This is a genomic window from Nonomuraea jabiensis, assembly GCF_014204795.1.
In the GTDB taxonomy this organism is placed as follows: domain Bacteria; phylum Actinomycetota; class Actinomycetes; order Streptosporangiales; family Streptosporangiaceae; genus Nonomuraea; species Nonomuraea jabiensis.
In genome coordinates, this window is sequence record NZ_JACHMB010000001.1 from 2,555,277 (window position 1) to 2,570,579 (window position 15,303).

At 73.0% G+C, this 15,303-nt stretch carries 14 protein-coding genes; 5 read left to right on the top strand and 9 right to left on the bottom strand.

Going from position 1 to position 15,303, the window contains the following annotated elements; translation table 11 throughout:
- The first annotated feature begins 71 nt into the window (after window positions 1-71).
- Window positions 72-1,421 carry an MFS transporter gene (locus HD596_RS11095; protein WP_185069175.1) on the top strand — a complete coding sequence of 450 codons (1,350 nt, stop codon included), beginning with the start codon at window positions 72-74 and terminating at the stop codon, window positions 1,419-1,421.
- On the opposite strand, the gene HD596_RS11100 is transcribed toward HD596_RS11095, so the two are convergent.
- From HD596_RS11100 to HD596_RS11135, 8 genes are all read right to left on the bottom strand, one after another.
- Window positions 1,422-2,687 (bottom strand): cytochrome P450, encoded by a 1,266-nt coding sequence (locus tag HD596_RS11100; RefSeq protein ID WP_185069176.1) that lies wholly within the window; start codon window positions 2,685-2,687, stop codon window positions 1,422-1,424.
- On the bottom strand, window positions 2,684-3,292 hold the full coding sequence (locus HD596_RS11105; RefSeq protein ID WP_185069177.1) for a GTP-binding protein: 609 nt from the start codon (window positions 3,290-3,292) through the stop codon (window positions 2,684-2,686). The genes HD596_RS11100 and HD596_RS11105 overlap by 4 nt, the downstream gene beginning before the upstream one ends.
- A complete protein-coding gene (locus HD596_RS11110) occupies window positions 3,273-3,629 on the bottom strand; it encodes a DUF742 domain-containing protein (RefSeq protein WP_185069178.1) in 357 nt (118 codons plus the stop codon). The genes HD596_RS11105 and HD596_RS11110 overlap by 20 nt, the downstream gene beginning before the upstream one ends.
- Window positions 3,626-4,060 (bottom strand): roadblock/LC7 domain-containing protein, encoded by a 435-nt coding sequence (locus HD596_RS11115; RefSeq protein ID WP_185069179.1) that lies wholly within the window; start codon window positions 4,058-4,060, stop codon window positions 3,626-3,628. Before HD596_RS11115 ends, HD596_RS11110 begins: the two co-directional genes overlap by 4 nt.
- A gap of 96 nt (window positions 4,061-4,156) precedes the next feature.
- A complete protein-coding gene (locus HD596_RS11120; RefSeq protein WP_246554355.1) occupies window positions 4,157-5,755 on the bottom strand; it encodes a sensor histidine kinase in 1,599 nt (532 codons plus the stop codon).
- A 188-nt stretch (window positions 5,756-5,943) separates the two neighbouring features.
- A complete protein-coding gene (locus tag HD596_RS11125; protein WP_185069180.1) occupies window positions 5,944-7,302 on the bottom strand; it encodes an AlkA N-terminal domain-containing protein in 1,359 nt (452 codons plus the stop codon).
- 14 nt (window positions 7,303-7,316) lie between these two features.
- Window positions 7,317-8,006, bottom strand: a complete 690-nt coding sequence (locus HD596_RS64710) for an alpha-ketoglutarate-dependent dioxygenase AlkB (protein WP_185069181.1) — start codon at window positions 8,004-8,006, stop codon at window positions 7,317-7,319.
- A gap of 24 nt (window positions 8,007-8,030) precedes the next feature.
- Complete coding sequence (locus HD596_RS11135) at window positions 8,031-8,909, bottom strand: NAD-dependent epimerase/dehydratase family protein (RefSeq protein WP_185069182.1); 879 nt, start codon at window positions 8,907-8,909, stop codon at window positions 8,031-8,033.
- Between the two features lie 124 nt (window positions 8,910-9,033).
- Here HD596_RS11135 and pdxR point away from each other — a divergent pair, with 124 nt between their 5' ends.
- From pdxR to HD596_RS11155, 4 genes are all read left to right on the top strand, one after another.
- The gene (gene pdxR, locus HD596_RS11140; protein WP_185069183.1) at window positions 9,034-10,431 is read left to right on the top strand and encodes a MocR-like pyridoxine biosynthesis transcription factor PdxR; all 1,398 of its coding nucleotides are present in this window, start codon (window positions 9,034-9,036) and stop codon (window positions 10,429-10,431) included.
- 65 nt (window positions 10,432-10,496) lie between these two features.
- On the top strand, window positions 10,497-10,928 hold the full coding sequence (locus tag HD596_RS11145; protein ID WP_185069184.1) for a hypothetical protein: 432 nt from the start codon (window positions 10,497-10,499) through the stop codon (window positions 10,926-10,928).
- Between the two features lie 40 nt (window positions 10,929-10,968).
- The gene (locus HD596_RS11150; protein ID WP_185069185.1) at window positions 10,969-12,186 is read left to right on the top strand and encodes a winged helix-turn-helix domain-containing protein; all 1,218 of its coding nucleotides are present in this window, start codon (window positions 10,969-10,971) and stop codon (window positions 12,184-12,186) included.
- Window positions 12,187-12,522: 336 nt separating this feature from the next.
- A complete protein-coding gene (locus HD596_RS11155; protein WP_185069186.1) occupies window positions 12,523-13,329 on the top strand; it encodes a peptidoglycan recognition protein family protein in 807 nt (268 codons plus the stop codon).
- Between the two features lie 540 nt (window positions 13,330-13,869).
- Here HD596_RS11155 and HD596_RS11160 read toward each other — a convergent pair.
- Window positions 13,870-15,291 carry a serine hydrolase domain-containing protein gene (locus HD596_RS11160; protein WP_185069187.1) on the bottom strand — a complete coding sequence of 474 codons (1,422 nt, stop codon included), beginning with the start codon at window positions 15,289-15,291 and terminating at the stop codon, window positions 13,870-13,872.
- Between the last annotated feature and the right edge of the window lie 12 nt (window positions 15,292-15,303).

A 15,303-nucleotide genomic window follows, 5' to 3' on the forward strand; every position in this document is an offset into this window, starting at 1 on the left:
TTCCAAGTAATAGTGTGCGACAACTGAACCACCGCGGAAACATCGAAGCCGCCAGCAGAAAGGGAGGCGCCATGGTCGCGACCCTTCCGAAGCCCGACCTTCGCTACACCTGGAAGGTCACGGCCTCCAGCTTCCTCGGCAACACGCTGGAGTACTACGACTTCCTCGTCTACGGGACAGCGGCCGCGGTCGTCTTCCCCAAAGTCTTCTTCCCCGACGCCAGCGGCTTCGTGGCCACGCTGTCCGCCTTCGGCACGTTCGCCGTCGGCTTCCTCGCCAGACCCCTGGGCGGCCTCTTCTTCGGCAGCAGGGGCGACCGGCACGGCCGCAAGTCCACCCTGATGGTCACGCTCGTCGTGATGGGCCTCAGCACCATCCTCATCGGCCTGCTGCCGAGCTACGGGACGATCGGCATCTGGGCCCCGGTCCTGCTGGTGGTGCTGCGGCTGATGCAGGGGTTCGCGGTCGGCGGTGAGTGGGGCGGCTCCATGATCATCGTATTGGAGTCGGCGCCGCCGAACCGCCGGGGCTTCTTCAGCGCCTGGCCCAACACCGGCGGCTTCTCCGCGCAGATCCTCATCACCGGCGTCTTCGCCTACATCTACACGCTCCCCGACGATCAGTTGCTGAGCTGGGGATGGCGGATCCCGTTCCTGCTGTCGGCCGTCGTCCTCGTCGTGACGTTCTGGATGCGGCGCAGCCTGCACGAGACCCCCGTCTTCACCGAGGCCGTGGCCGGCGGCAAGGAGAGCGAGCCGGGCGCGGTGGAGGCCGAGCGTCCCAAGCACGGCCCGATCCGTACGATCTTCGTGGACGACTGGCGCAACCTGCTGCTGATCATCGGCCTGCGCTTCGCCGAGGCGCTGCCGTACTTCCTGCTCACGGTGTTCGCGCTGTCCTACGGCAGCAGCGCGCTCGGCCTGGAGAAGACCCAGCTGAACAACGCGATCCTCATCGCCGCCGTGCTCTCCTTCATCAGCCACGGCGTCTTCTCCGCGATCTCCGACAGGATCGGGCGGCGTCCGGTCTACTTCTTCGGCGCGGTCGTGGTGTTCGTGATGGCCTTCCCGTTCTTCGCGATGCTGCACAGCGGGTCGATGGTGCTGATCGTGCTCGGTTACGTGCTGGTGCTGAACCTCGGGCACAACGCCATCAACGCCATCCAGCCCGCGTTCTTCGCCGAGCTGTTCCCCGCCGAGCGCCGCTACACCGGCGCCGCGGCCGGCCGCGAGATCGCCTCCATCTTCGCCGGCGGCCTGACGCCGTTCATCGCCACCGCCCTGGCCGGCGCGGACGGCACCCGCTGGCCGCTGGTCGCCGGGTACGTCATGCTCGGTGCCCTGATCACCATGTTCGCGGTGTGGAAGGCGCCGGAGTCCTTCCGCCGCGACCTCAGCGCCACGGGCAAGACCGTCCGCTGATCAGATCCGCCAGTCCTCGACCGGCCCCTGACCGACGGGGCCGGTCGGGCTGAACCCGACGGGCAGGGCCTCCAGGCCGCGCATCCACACCGACGCCCGCCAGCGCAGCTCCTCCGGCGCCCCGAGGAGATGGACGTCGGGCAGCCGGTCCAGCAGCACCTCGATGGCCGTCTTGACGATGATCTCCCCGAGCTCAGGCGCGGGGAACGGGCAGCCGTACTCGCCGTGGCTGAACGACATGTGCGCCCGGTTGGCGCCCGAGTGGGCGTGCGCGGCCGGCCGTACCTGCGGATCGGCGTTGGCCGCCGCGAACCCGAGCAGCAGCAGGTCGCCCCTGCGCACGCGCTTCCCGCCCAGGTCGCAGTCCCGTACGGCGAAGCGCGAGGGCATGTTCTGCACGGGCGGGTCCATCCACAGCACCCTGATCAGCGCCTCGCCGACACTGCTGCGGCCGCCCTGGAGCGTCATCGAGAAGTCGTCGTCGATCAGCATGAGCCGCAGCGTGTTGCCGATCCAGTTGGCGGTGCCGGTGTGGGAGGCCGCCACCAGCACCAGCAGGTCCTGGATGATCTCCACATCGGCCACCCCGGCCGGGTGCGCCAGCAGGTAGGAGGTGAGGTCGTGCCCCGGCCGGTGGTGCTTGCCGGCCAGCAGCCTGCCCATGCGGTCCTGGACGCGCAGGAACGCGGCGAAGGACTCCTCGCCCCCGTCCAGCATGAAGCCCAGGTCCTCGACCAGCTCCGGCAGCTCGGACTCCGCCAGGCCGTAGAGCCGGGCGATGACCTGGGCGGGGATCCGGTAGGCGTACTGGGCGATCAGGTCGGCCCGGCCGTTCCCGGCGAACTCGTCGATCAGGCGATCGGCGACCTGCTCGCAGATCGCGGTCAGCTCGGTGCGGTCGATGGTGTCCAGCGCGTCGCCGATGGCGCCGCCGCGCCGCTTGCGCTCGGCGCCCTCGGTGAACATCAGGGACGGCGTCCACTCCAGGTACGCCCGCGACGGCCAGTCCTCGTGGATGCGGTCCTTGAGGTTCCAGCGCCTGGGGTCGCGGCCGAAGAGCTGCGGCTGGCTGGTCACGTGGTGCAGCTCGCGGTAGCCGGCCACGAGCCAGGCCGGCACGTCGTCGTCGAGCAGGATCGGCACGATCGGGCCGTGCTTGCGGCGCATCTCCTCGTACACCGCGGCCGGGTCGGCGAAGATCTCCGGCCCGTACATCCGCACGGCGTCGGCGTGGCCGGTGTAGCCCTCCAGGAGTGGGTTGGTCACGACGTGCTCCCCGAGGCCGAACGGGCGTTCATCCGGGTGATGTGCTCCACGAGCGTGATGAGCACGTGCTTGGACGAGGACCGCTTGCGCGCGTCGCACTCGATGAGCGGCACGTCGGGCGAGAGCGCGAGCGCGTCGCGCACGGCGTCCAGCGAGGGCCCGTCGGCGAAGCGGTTGACGGCTACGACGAACGGCATCCGGTGGTGCTCCAGCCGGTCGATGGAGTACCACGAGTCCTCCACGCGCCTGGTGTCCACCAGGACGACCGCGCCCAGGCTGCCCGCGAAGAGCTGATCCCACACGAACCAGAAGCGCTCCTGTCCCGGCGCCCCGAACAGGTACAGGACCTTGTCCGGCGTCACCGTGATCCGGCCGAAGTCGAAGGCCACCGTGGTGGTGGTCTTCTCCCGCACCCGGCTGGCGTCGTCGATGCCCACGCTGGCCTGGGTCATGACCTCCTCGGTGCTCAGCGGGCGGATCTCGCTCACCGAGCCGACCATGGTCGTCTTGCCCACGCCGAAGCCGCCGACGACCACGATCTTCAGTGCGTCCAGGGCGGTCTCGCGCAGCGGTGTACGTACGTCGTCAGAGGTCGTGGAGGGCACTGAGCACCTGCCTCAGAGTTTCGGGATCCGGCCGCCCGGACTGGAGAGCGGCCGACGGATGGCGGACGGTGATGCGGCCGGTGTCCAGCAGGTCGCGCAGCAGGATCTTCACCACGCTCACCGGCAGCCGCAGCTCGGCGGAGATCTCCACCACCGCCGTCGGCTGCCGGGTCAGCTGGAGGATCCTGACGTGCTCCGACTGCATGCCGGGGGCCGGCTCGCACTCGCTGACGATCAGGGAGACCGAGTCGAACGCGTTCTCGTCGGCGCGGGTGCGGCCGCCGGTGACCGTGTAGAGCCGGTCCGGGTTCTCCCGGTCGATCGGGCGCGGCGTCATGGGCGATCGCCGCTTGGCTGCGCTCTCCGCGGCGCGGCGGAGAGGAAGACGCCGATCTGCTCGACCATCTCGTTCATGTTGTGCGCGATCAGGCCCACGTCGCCGTCCTCGTCGGCCACCACGGCGAGGTGGGCGCCCTCGCCGGCCGGCACGATGAGCAGCAGCCCGCCGGCGAACTCCACCATCGCCTGCCCCGCGCCGATGCCGTCGCCGAACTCGGCGGAGGCGCTCAGCGACAGGCTCTGGATGCCCGCGGCCAGGGCCGCGAGCTGGTCGGCGCGGTCCCGCTCCAGGCCGGCGGTGACGCACATCTTGAGTCCGTCCCTGGTCAGGACGAGGACGTACCTGACTCCGGGGGTCTTCTCCTTGAGGTTCTCAAGCAGCCAGTCGAGCTCGCGATCGGTGGCGCCTGCAGCGTCGATAGTGCTCATCGAAACGACGGGGCGGGCGTCCGGCGCGGGCGCCGGAGGGGCTGCCCCTGCCTCCTTACTGTGATCCGATAAGTTCCGGTGACCGACGGCGCGTGCTCACGCATCGTCCGCGGCCGGCGAAGTGGCCGGGGAAGCGCCCGGAGAAGTGACCGGCGAAGTGCCCGGGGAGGCGGCCGGCGGGGACGGCCGGTTGCGGCCGCCCGCCTGGCGGAACGCGGCGAACCTGGCCGCCGAGTCGCGCCCCTCGCGCGCCACCGGCCGGGCCGCCGGCGCCTGCCGCGCCTTCATCGCCTCGGCCAGCGTCTGCCCGCGCTGCCGCCTGGGCAGCAGCTCCTCGCCGGTCGGATGCTCCTGCGCGGGCGCGGGCTCCAGGGGCGGCGCGGCCTGCGCGGGCACGGCCGGCGGCGCCGCGGCCGCCGTCCTGGGCTGCGTGATCAGTACGCGCGGGATCAGCACCACGACCCCGGTGCCGCCGCGGGCCGACGGCCGGAAGCTCACCGTGAGGCCGTACTTGTCGACCAGGCGCCCCACCACCGCCAGGCCCAGCCTGGTGCCGGAGAGCGTGCGCAGGTCGAGCGGCTCGGACACGAGCTTGGTCGCGTGCTGCCGCTCGCGCGGCCGCATGCCGAGGCCGCTGTCGTCGATCGTGATCACCACGCCGGCGTCCTCCTCGTCCGCGTACACGTGCACCTCCGTGCCGTGCGCCGAGAAGGTGGCGGCGTTGTCCATCAGCTCGGCCAGCGCGTGCATCACGCCTTCCGCGGCGTACCCGGCCACGGCGACGGTGCTGGTGGAGTGGAGCCGGATGCGGCGGTAGGCGCCGATGCGGCCCATGGCGCCGCGCAGGATGCTCTCCATGACGATCGGCCGCGTCCACCGCCGCCCGGACCGGCCGCCGCTCAGCAGGGCGATGTTGTCGGCCAGGCGGCTCAGCTGGGAGACCCGGTGGTCGAGGTCGAGCAGGTCGCTGAGGATCTCCTCGTGCTCGCCGTACTGCTCCTCCAGGCCGCGCAGCTGGGCGAGCAGGCTGGTCGCCTGGGCCTGCACCCGGGCCGCGGCGCCGGCGCAGGCGGCCATGACCGCGGCGCCTCCGCGCTCGCTCTCGCCGAGCTGCTCCGCCGTCTCGCCGAGCAGGTCACGCAGCGGGCCGTACGCGGGCTGGCCCACGTCGGCCAGCGCCGCGCGGACCGACATCCGGTCCGTCCGGATCCGCCGTACGAGCTCCGGCAGCGTCTCGGCGGACAGACGCGAGATCTCGTCCTCGACCGCCTGGCGGGCCGCGCGGGCGTTGCTCTCCGCCACCGCGCGCGCCTTCTGGGCGGCGGCGCGGTCGCGCTGGAGCAGGTCCAGCTCGTTGCCGATCGCCTGGACGAGCGGCTGCACCGACGTCTCCACGATCCGCGACACGGCGGCGAGCGCGTCGGCGAGCGGCACGCCGTCGCGTACCTGGCGTCCGAGCGCCGGCAGCGCCTCCTCGGCCACCCGCGCGTTCTCGCGGCGCAGCCACAGGTAGCGCGCCTCCGCCCACCTGGCCTGCTCGCGCAGCTGGCGGGCGGTGGCGGCGTAGTGGACGGCCGCGCCGGCGGCGCCGGCCAGCAGCAGGGCCGACCCTCCGCCCACGGCCGCCATCAGCCCCATGGCGCCGGCCGGGGCGGCCAGCAGCGCCCACAGCCACAGGCCGGCGGTGACGATCAACGTGCCCAGGCAGGCAGTGACCGCCAGCTCTTTCGGGGAGAGCCTTCGCTGTGTCGTCCGTTGAGGTACGTCTGCTTGCATGTTCTGGAAGTCCTCAGAGCGGGGGGTGGTGTGCCCTTTTCACGCATGCGATCGGGAACGGCACACACCGTAGCACCACGGGTATCTCAAGAACAGACAAGCACTCCTTAACCAATCGCTTCAGCAGCAACCGGTACATCTCTCCGGGCGTCGCCGTGGGCCATCAGGTGGGCCGCCGCCAGCGAGCGCCAGGGCCGCCACCGTTCCACGGAGGCGGCGGGGTCGAGGCCGAGCTCGTCCAGCGCGGCGCGGAGAGAGTGGTCGGCGAGGGGGAACGCGTCGGGGTGCCCGAGCCGGAAGGCCAGGTCGTGACGCAGGTCGCGATCCGCGTACGGCAGGGCCGCCATCGTGTCCGGGCCCGTGCCGTGCCCGAGCGCCTCGTGCTCGCCGGCCACGTCGGCCGCGAGCGCCCCGATCACGGACGCCTCCCCGGCCATCGCGGCCGCCTCCGGGAAGGTGTGCGTGAGGCCGCCCGGCAGTCCGGGCACCCTCGTCCCCAGCGTGGTCACGAACTCCCCGAGCCGGTCCGCCGTCTCCCCCGGCGTCCTGCCGCGCCCCAGCACGGCCCGTACCCCGACCTCCAGGGCGCTCCACGCCCCGGGCACGGCGAGCCCGGGGCGGGCCCGTACCAGCGGTCCGAGCACCGGATCGGCCGACAGCGCCGCCACCCCGGCCCCGTGGTCGGCCTCCACGCCGAGCAGCCGCGCGACCTGCCCCACCACGTGGATCAGCCCCTCCCAGTACGGCAGGTGGGCGCGCAGCAGCAGGTGTCCCGCGCCGCCCGGCGACACCTCCAGCACCCCGGGCGCGCCGTCCACGGTGACCGTGCGCCGGTAGGTGTCGCCGTCCACCTCCTCGACCCCGGGCACGGCCCGTACGGCGAGGAAGCCCCGCACGGCGGCCCAGTCGTAGCCGGGCACGAACGGCAGCCGCAGCACCAGCCCGCCGTCGGCCACCAGCCGGTCGGCGCGCTGCCGCCGCTCGCGCAGGTCGGACGGCGCGGCGCGGAACACCTCCCGCATGGTCCGGTTGAACTGCCGCAGGCTCCCGAACCCCGAGGCGAAGGCCACGTCGAGCACCGTCAGGTCGGAGTCGTCCAGGAGCCGCCGGGCGAAGTGCGCCCGCCGCGAACGCGCGAGCTGGTCGGGCGTCGCCCCCAGGTGCTTGAGGAACAGCCGGCGCAGGTGCCGCGGCGACATGCCGATGCGCGCCGCCAGCGCCGCCTCGGTGCCGCCGTCCAGCACGCCGTCGATGATCAGCTGCCACGCCCGGCACACCAGCTCGGGCGCGCCGGCCTCGATCGAGGCCGGCACCCGGTACGGCCGGCAGCGCAGGCACGCCCGGAACCCCGCGGCCTCGGCGGCGGCCGGGTGCTCGTACGTGCGCGTGTTGCGGAGCAGCGGCTTGGCTCCGCAACCAGGCCGGCAGTAGATGCCGGTGGTGACGACGGCCGAGTACGTGGTCATGTCCTAGATGTACGTCACGCGCGAGTGGCCTGGAGGCGGCTGGAGAAGTTGACGCTGATCCGGACCTCGGCCGGCGCCGCCTGCTTGGGCACGCAGTGCCGCCAGTCGCGCTGGCAGCGCCCGCCCATCACCACCAGATCCCCACCGGCCGGCGTCAGCGCGACGCTGCGCCCGCCGGTCCTCGGCTTGAGCAGGAACCGCCGGGTCGCCCCGAGGCTGAGCACCGGGACCACGCACTCCTCGCGCCTGCACGTCTGCCAGTCGCCGTGCCACCCGGTGCTGTCGCGGTGGTCGCGGTAGAGGTTCACCCAGAGCCCGTCGTACGGGACGCCGTAATGCTCCGACAGCGCGGCGGTGATCGCGAGGAGCAGGGGTTCGGGCACCTCGGCCAGGTCGGTGTACTCGGCGGTGAGCCGGGGCTCGGCGTACTTCTTGTCGAACATCCACCGGTCGCGCTGCTCCCAGCCGGCCTTCGCCAGCAGCGAGTCGAGCAGTTGCCGGCTGCCGCGCAGCCAGCCGGGGACGTGCTCGACCCAGGAGGTGGCGTCGAGCCGGACGCGGCGCGCGGCGGCGAACGTGGGATCGAACCCCGGCTCCTCCACGGCCGGGTCCGTCTCCAGGAAGAGCGGCGGTTGCAAGGTGGACCTCCCGATGTCGCGTACCCGCACCATGGTGCGCGCGAGCCCGGAGGCGAGTCCGGCCACATCCGGACAACGCGAGGTCAGTCCCTAACTCCCGAACCCCGTGCGCCAGGTGGCGTGCCGCGGCCGCCAGCCGAGCGAGCGGGCGAGGCCGTTGTCCGCGCCGCGCTGCCAACCGGCCCGCCCACTGGTGGGCGCGGGGGCGGGGGCGCCGACGGCGGCGGCCAGCGCGGGCAGCCACTCGCGGGCGGGGGCGGGCTCGTCGTCCACGATGTTGACGGTCCCGCTCGGCCAGCGCAGCGCGGCGACGGTGGCCTCGGCGGCGTCCTCGACGTGCACGAACGAGCTGACCGCGGCGTCGGCGGCCAGGCCGCTGAGGAAGATCGAGGCCGGGTCGCCGGTGGGGCCGCCGTTGCGCAGCACGTCCGCCACGAGGCCGCCGGGCCGGTACCACGTGCCGGGTCCGTAGAAGAGGCCGTAGCGCAGCACGACGTGCTCGTCCAGCTCCGCGACGGCCTCTTCGAGCGCCCGGACGCCGCCGACCACGCCCGAGCGGGGCGCGGGCGCGGTCACGTCCAGCGGCGTGTCCTCCGTGGCCGGGGCGTCGCCCGCCTCGTACGCCCAGGCGATGGACTGGGCGACGATGCGCCGCACGCCGGCCCGCTTGGCGGCGTCGACCAGGTTGCGGGTGCCGACCCTGCGGATGCGGCCGTTGTCGGCCGGGGTGCCGCCGTTCAGCGCGGTCAGCTGGTGGACGATCGCGTCGGGCGCGGCCTCGGCCACCGCGCGGGCGACCGCCTCGGCGTCGAAGACGTCCAGCCGTACGGCGCCGGCGCCCTGGGCGCGCAGCCGGTCGAGGCCGGAGTCGGTACGGGAGGTGCCCGTGACGCGGTGACCTGCTTCGACCAGCAGGGGGACGAGGTAGCGGCCGATGGCGCCTGCGGCACCGGCGACGAAGACGTGCATGCGGAGGTTTCCTTGCGTTGGACGGCGGGGGCGGTCGGGCGGATCGACGCTCGCACGGCCAGGCTAGGAGACAACTGTCCCAGTATTATGGTCCAGTCATCGGCCGGAAAATTGGACCATTCGCATGACCGACGCGCTCGGGCCCGAGCTCCTGCTGGAGCTGCCCGGCTGGGGTTCTCGTGGCAGGGCGCTGGAGGAGGCGCTGCGGTCCGCGATCCGCGGCGGGCGGCTCGTGGCCGGGACTCGCCTGCCGTCGAGCCGCGATCTCGCCTCCCAGCTGGGGCTGTCGCGGGGGACGGTGACGCAGGCGTACGAGCAGCTCGTGGCCGAGGGCTGGCTGACGGCGCGGCAGGGCTCGGGCACCCGCGTGGCGGCGGGCACCGCGGAGGCCCCGGCTCGTTCCGGGAGGTCGGCAGGCTCGGCGGAGGTCGCCACATCGGGGCGCTACGACCTGCGGCCCGGGCGGCCGGACGCGTACGCGTTCCCCCGCGAGGCGTGGGCCCGGGCGATGCGGCACGTCCTGCGGGAGGCGCCGACCGAGGTGTTCGGGTTCGGCGACCCGCGGGGGCGCATCGAGCTGCGCACGGCGCTGGCGTCGTATCTCGGCCGGACCCGCGGCGTCCGGGTCGACCCCGCGAACCTGATCGTCTGCTCCGGCTACACGCAGGCGCTCGGCCTGCTGGCGGAGGTCTTCACCGAGCTGGGCGTGCGTACGGCGGGCATGGAGGACCCGGCCATCGGCGACCACGTCCGCCTGCTGGCCGGCCGGCTGCGCGTCGCCGCCGTCCCCGTGGACGCGGCGGGCCTGCGCGTGGACGCGCTGCGCGACTCGGGCGCCGAGGTGGCCGTCTGCACGCCGGCCCACCAGTTCCCGCTGGGCGTGAGCATGGCGCCGGAGCGCCGCTCCGAGCTGCTGGAATGGGCGGACGACAGCCTCGGGTGGATCGTCGAGGACGACTACGACGGCGAGTTCCGCTATGACCGGCATCCGATCGCGGCGCTCCAGTCCCGCCGCCCGTCCAGGATCGTGTACGCGGGCTCGACCAGCAAGACCATCGGCCCGGCCGTCCGGCTGGGCTGGATCGCCTGCCCGCCCCTGCTGCTGGAGCCGCTCACGGAGGCCAAGCGGCGGGCGCGCGAGACCCGGCCCCTGGAGCAGCTGGCCCTGGCGCGCATGATCGAGCTGGGTGACTACGACCGCCACCTGCGCACGATGCGCCGCGGCTACCAGCGGCGCCGGGACACGCTGGTCGCCGCCGTGCGATCCGGCCTGCCGGACGTCCGGGTACGCGGCATCGACGCCGGCCTGCACGCCCTGCTCGAACTGCCCTCCGCCCCGTCGGAGCAGGCCGTCGTGGAGGCGGCGCGGGCGGCCTCGGTCGAGGTGCATCCGCTGGGCGAGTACATCCGCGGCGACCGCGACGGGCACCCGCCCTCGCTGGTCGTCGGGTACGCCACGCCGCCGGCCCACTCCTACCCCGCCGCGCTCGACGCGCTGATCCGCGGCCTGCGCGGGCTCTGACCGGAACCCCACGCTCGCCCGATTCGTTTTCTCATCAGCACGTGGAGCCCCGGGGGAAGGCGGACATGGGCACGATCGAGCGGCGACTGGGAAGGCGCGTCCGGCGGCACGCGGGCAGGTTCGTGCCGGCGCCTCCGGAGGAGCGCCGGCGCCTGACCCGGCGGCAGCGGCGGCGGATCGCGCGCCAGGCCGGGACGGCCGCCGCGCAGCGCCGCTCGGTGTGGCGGGAGTGGGGACCGGTCACGGCGCTCACGCTGGCCGCCTTCGAGCTGATCTACTTCTTCCTGGTCGCCGGCATGGTCGGGGGGACGAGCAGCACCGGCGTGATCGTGACGGGCGTCCTCGGCTGCGTCGCGGTCTGCTCCAGGTTCGTGCAGGAATATGCGATGTGGCGCAGCGCCGCTTCCAAGGTCGTTCCGTTCCTCGTCGTGGGCGTGGTCTCGGTGGCCGTGACGCTGGTCGCCATGGGCGCCGAGACGCTGTCGAAGATGGCCTGAGCGCGTCCCGTACGAACGTGTTTTCGAGTAAACTGCCGGCATGCCGAACCCGCTGGCCCTCAGCCTGGAGAGCGCGCGACGCCTGGCCGTGACGTGCCAGCACCTGGCCGGCCCGCGCCCCGGCGGCGGCCTCGACGGGCTGCGGCAGGTGCTGCGCACGCTGCGGTGCCTGCAGCTCGACCCGATCGACGCGGTGGCCCGCAGCCACTTCCTGGTGCTCTGGAGCAGGCTCGGCGACTACGACCGCGCCGACCTCGACACGCTGCTGTGGCAGGAGCGCTGGCTCTTCGAATACTGGGCGCACGCCGCCTCGATCGTGCTGGCGGAGGACTATCCGATCCACCACGTCATGATGCGCGGCCACGCCAAGGGCGAGTCCCCCTACGCCCAGCGGGTCCGCGGCTGGATCGAGGCCAACGACGGGCTGCGGCAGCACGTCCTCGACCGCTTACGCACGGCCGGGCCGCTGCCGCCGGGGGCGTTCGACGACCTCACGAGCGTGCCCTGGCAGTCGAGCGGGTGGACCAACGGCCGCAGCGTCGAGCGGATGCTCGACTTCCTGTGGTTCCAGGGCAGCATCATGGTCGCGGCCCGGGCGGGCCGCACGCGCCACTGGGACCTGGCCGAGCGCTGGCTGCCCGCGTGGGTCGACGCCCCGCCGCTGCCCCGCCGGGAGGCGGTGTCGCTGGCGGCCGAGCACGCGCTGCGCGCCCTCGGCGTGGCCCGCGTCGCCGACATCGAGCGCCACTTCATCCGCGACCGCTACCCCGAGCTCCCCGAGATCCTGGAGGAGCTCCAGCGCTCCGGCCGCGTGGTGCCCGCCGAGGTCGAGGACGGCACCGAGCGCTGGCACGTGCACCGTGACGTCCTCGGGCTGCTGGAGCGCGAGTGGCAGCCGCGCACCACGCTGCTGTCGCCGTTCGACAACCTCATCTGCGATCGGGCGCGCACCGAGCGGCTGTGGGGCTTCGAGTTCCGTACGGAGATGTACGTGCCCAAGCACAAGCGGCGCTACGGCTACTACATCATGCCGATCCTGCACGGCGAGCGGCTCATCGGGCGGCTCGTGCCCCGCCTCGACCGGCGCAAGCAGGTGCTGGAGATCGAGGGCCTGTTCCCGGAGCCCGGCTTCCCGGGCGACGAAATCTCCGTGCGGGCCGTCGGGGAGGCGGTGGCCGAGCTGGCCGCGTTCGCGGGGGCTCGCGAGGTCGCCTACGCGGCCACCGTACCGGAGCCTTGGCGGGCCGCCTCGGGCTGAGCTCCGGCGTCGCGCCTCCCCGTTCGATTCCCTCGATCGTGGGCAAGTAGGGCATGCTAATGATCCGTCAGCATCCGCCCTCGCCTCACCATGGAAGCCGTAGTCATCCACCCCGTCACCGCCCGCAGCAGCCGGCGATGGATTCCTACAGGACGTCTGACCAGCGACGACGTCTCCCCGCCCATCGCCCGCGCGACGGTGCCGTGGCCGCGCGAAACCCCGCCCAGCGCAACGATCACCCCCTTACCCTGCTGTGATCACATATAGCAATCACATGACTACTTTTCGTTAATCGGCGGTTGCGAGACTCATCGAAAAGCTTGAGGGAGGTCCCCCATGCCATACCTGACACAGCTGGCCGACGTCGCCCGCCGCACCGGATTCCCCGTGACCGAAGTGGCCGGATGGCAGACCCGCGGCCACGGGCCGCAGCCCCAGGTGCAGGGCATCGTGTGCCACCACACCGCCGGTCCCGCCGGCGGCGGCGACTACCCGTCGCTCGCGGTGGTCCGCGACGGCCGCCCCGGCCTCGACGGGCCGCTGTCCCAGTTCGGGCTCGGCAGATCCGGCCACATCTACGTCATCGCCGCCGGCCGCTGCTGGCACAACGCCCCTTCGACGTCGACGATGCACACCAACTCCGCCTCCCTCGGCATCGAGGCCGAGAACGACGGCACCCAGCCCTGGCCCGACGTCCAGAAGGACGCCTACATCCGGCTGTGCGCGGAGCTGTGCCGCGAGTTCGGGCTGCCCGCCTCGCGCGTGAAGGCGCACCGGGAGGTCAACACCTCCAAGCCGGACCCCCACTCCATCGACATGAACGACTTCCGGGCGGCCGTCGCCGCCCTCATCCAGGGCGCCCCCGCGCCTGAGCCATCCTGGACGGAGGAGATCGTGAACCAACTGCCTATGATCCGGCCGGGCGACGACAACTTTGACGTCAAAACCGTCAGAGGCTGCCTGTTCGCCCGGGGCCGGGTGCCCGCGTCCGCCTACGCGCAGGTCGGGCTGGAGGACTGGCTCAAGTCCACCCGCTGCGACCCGGGGCTCGTCGAGCTGGTCCGCGGCTTCCAGCAGGCGGAGGGGATCGGCGCGGACGGCGTCGTCGGCCCGAAAACCTGGCCCTCCCTCCTCCGCGTCTAACCCCACGACGTTCCCCACCCCCGCCCGACGACCCGGACCCCAACGGCAAACGACCTGACGCCATGAGGCCCGGCGTCAGGCGGCCCGGCGGTATGGGGCCCACTGCAGGCGGGCCCGTGGCAGGCGGGCCCGTGGCAGGCGGGCCCGTGGCAGGCGGGCCCGTGGCAGGCGGGCCCGTGGCAGGCGGGCCCGTGGCAGCGGCTCAGCGGCAGGACCCCGATCGCAGGCCGCCCGACGCTTCGCAGCGCCGTCGGCCATCCGGACACGCCTGCAGCCGGTCAGCCGGGTGCGCCTGCCGCCAGCCGGTCGGGCCCACTTGCCGTCGGTCGACCGGGCCCCGCGGGCATCGGCCAGGCGCAGCTGCCGTCGCCCAGCCGAGCGAAGTGGGCGTTGGGCGGCCGGGTGCAGCGGGGGCGTCGGGCGGCCGGGTGCAGCGGGCGTCGGCCAGCCGGACGCAGCGGGCGGCGGTGGTGAGCGGGGCCCATGGCAAAAGGCCCGGCGGTGTTGCCGGGCCTGGCCGTTTGTGAGGGCGGGCCGGACTCAGCCGGAGACCTTTGGTGTGGCGCGCATCCCGACGTAGCACACCGGGGTCCCGTCGGGCAGGGTCGAGAAGACGACGGGCATGTAGTCCTCGCTGAACGACGCCCCGATGCCCGAGGCCGCGAACACCGTCTCCGAGACCGGGGTCAGATCGGCCTCCAGCGGCGGCGACAGGTCCTTCATGCCGTCGACGAACTCGTACCGGATCCGGCTCGGGCTGATCGTGATGACGACGCCCTCCCGCTTGTACGTGCCCACGAACGGCGTCATGTCCACCGAGATCGGCTCCGCCGGCGGGCCGAACGGGTCCGGCATGCGTACCCCGGCCAGCTCCGCCAGCAGCTCGCGGAACAGGGCCGCGTACACCTGCCGCGCCCCGCCCCCGTTGGTCATGAGGGCGACGGCCACGCCGGCCTGCGGGACGACGCGCAGGTAGGCGTACTGGCCGATGGCGGCGCCGTCGTGGCCGTAGCCGGGGACGCCGTCCCAGTCGTAGAGGGTCCAGCCCAGGCCCCAGCCGTCCGCGCTGACGGTCCACTTGTCCGGGACGTCCACCTCGCGCCGCTGCATGGCCGCCACCGCGTCGGCGGGCATCACGCGCGTGCCGTCGGGGGCCAGGCCGCCGGCCAGGTGCATCTGGGCGAAGCGGACCAGGTCGCCGGAAGAGGTGATGATCCGCCCGTACGGGCCGGCCGAGCGCGGCATCATGTCCCAGACGGGCGCCGGGTCGGGGTCCTGGCCCGGCTCTCCCAGGTGGCTCATCGCCACGCGGAACCGGAGCGCCTCCTCCGGCAGCGTCATGGAGCGTTCGAGCCCGAGCGGCGTGAACACCATGTCCCGCAGCGCCTGGTCCCAGGTCTTGCCGGTCAGCACCTCGACGAGGCGGCCGAGCACGACGTAGCCGAGGCTCCCGTAGGAGACGGCCGTGCCGGGCCGGCAGTCCAGGGGCACGCCCCGGGCAGCCTCGACGTACTTGGCCAGGCAGTCGTCGCCCCGGCCGGAGTCGTGGTTGAAGTCGTTGGTGACCCCGCCGGTGTGGCTGAGCAGCTGCCGGACGGTGATCACCTTGGTGGCCTCCTCGTCCGGAGTGGCGAACTCCGGCAGCACGTCCACCACCCGGGCGTCCAGGTCCAGCCGGCCCTCGCCGACGAGCCGCATGACCAGCGTCGCGGTGTGGACCTTGGCGATCGAGCCGGACAGGAACACCGAGTCGGGGGTCACCGGCACGCCGGTCGCTCGGTTCAGCACGCCGGTGGCCAGCTCGTGGATGTTGCCGCCGGTCAGCACGGCCAGGGTCGCGCCGGGCACGTGGTGGGCGGCGCACAGCTCGTCGAGCCGCCGCTGCCAGTGATCGACGTAGAAGCTGCGGCCGGTCGAGTCCACCGTGCCCCAGTCGCCCGTGGCGTTCCAGTTCAGGTTCATGGTCTTTTCTCC

What these genes read in the sequence shown, in the direction of transcription:
- HD596_RS11095 (WP_185069175.1), top strand. Translation starts at nt 72, where the DNA reads ATGGTCGCGACCCTTCCGAAGCCCGACCTTCGCTACACCTGGAAGGTC.
- HD596_RS11150 (WP_185069185.1), top strand. Translation starts at nt 10,969, where the DNA reads ATGCCGAACCCGCTGGCCCTCAGCCTGGAGAGCGCGCGACGCCTGGCC.
- HD596_RS11135 (WP_185069182.1), bottom strand. Translation starts at nt 8,909, where the DNA reads ATGCACGTCTTCGTCGCCGGTGCCGCAGGCGCCATCGGCCGCTACCTC.
- HD596_RS11160 (WP_185069187.1), bottom strand. Translation starts at nt 15,291, where the DNA reads ATGAACCTGAACTGGAACGCCACGGGCGACTGGGGCACGGTGGACTCG.
- HD596_RS11110 (WP_185069178.1), bottom strand. Translation starts at nt 3,629, where the DNA reads ATGACGCCGCGCCCGATCGACCGGGAGAACCCGGACCGGCTCTACACG.
- HD596_RS11115 (WP_185069179.1), bottom strand. Translation starts at nt 4,060, where the DNA reads ATGAGCACTATCGACGCTGCAGGCGCCACCGATCGCGAGCTCGACTGG.
- HD596_RS11125 (WP_185069180.1), bottom strand. Translation starts at nt 7,302, where the DNA reads ATGACCACGTACTCGGCCGTCGTCACCACCGGCATCTACTGCCGGCCT.
- HD596_RS11155 (WP_185069186.1), top strand. Translation starts at nt 12,523, where the DNA reads ATGCCATACCTGACACAGCTGGCCGACGTCGCCCGCCGCACCGGATTC.
- HD596_RS11145 (WP_185069184.1), top strand. Translation starts at nt 10,497, where the DNA reads ATGGGCACGATCGAGCGGCGACTGGGAAGGCGCGTCCGGCGGCACGCG.
- pdxR (WP_185069183.1), top strand. Translation starts at nt 9,034, where the DNA reads ATGACCGACGCGCTCGGGCCCGAGCTCCTGCTGGAGCTGCCCGGCTGG.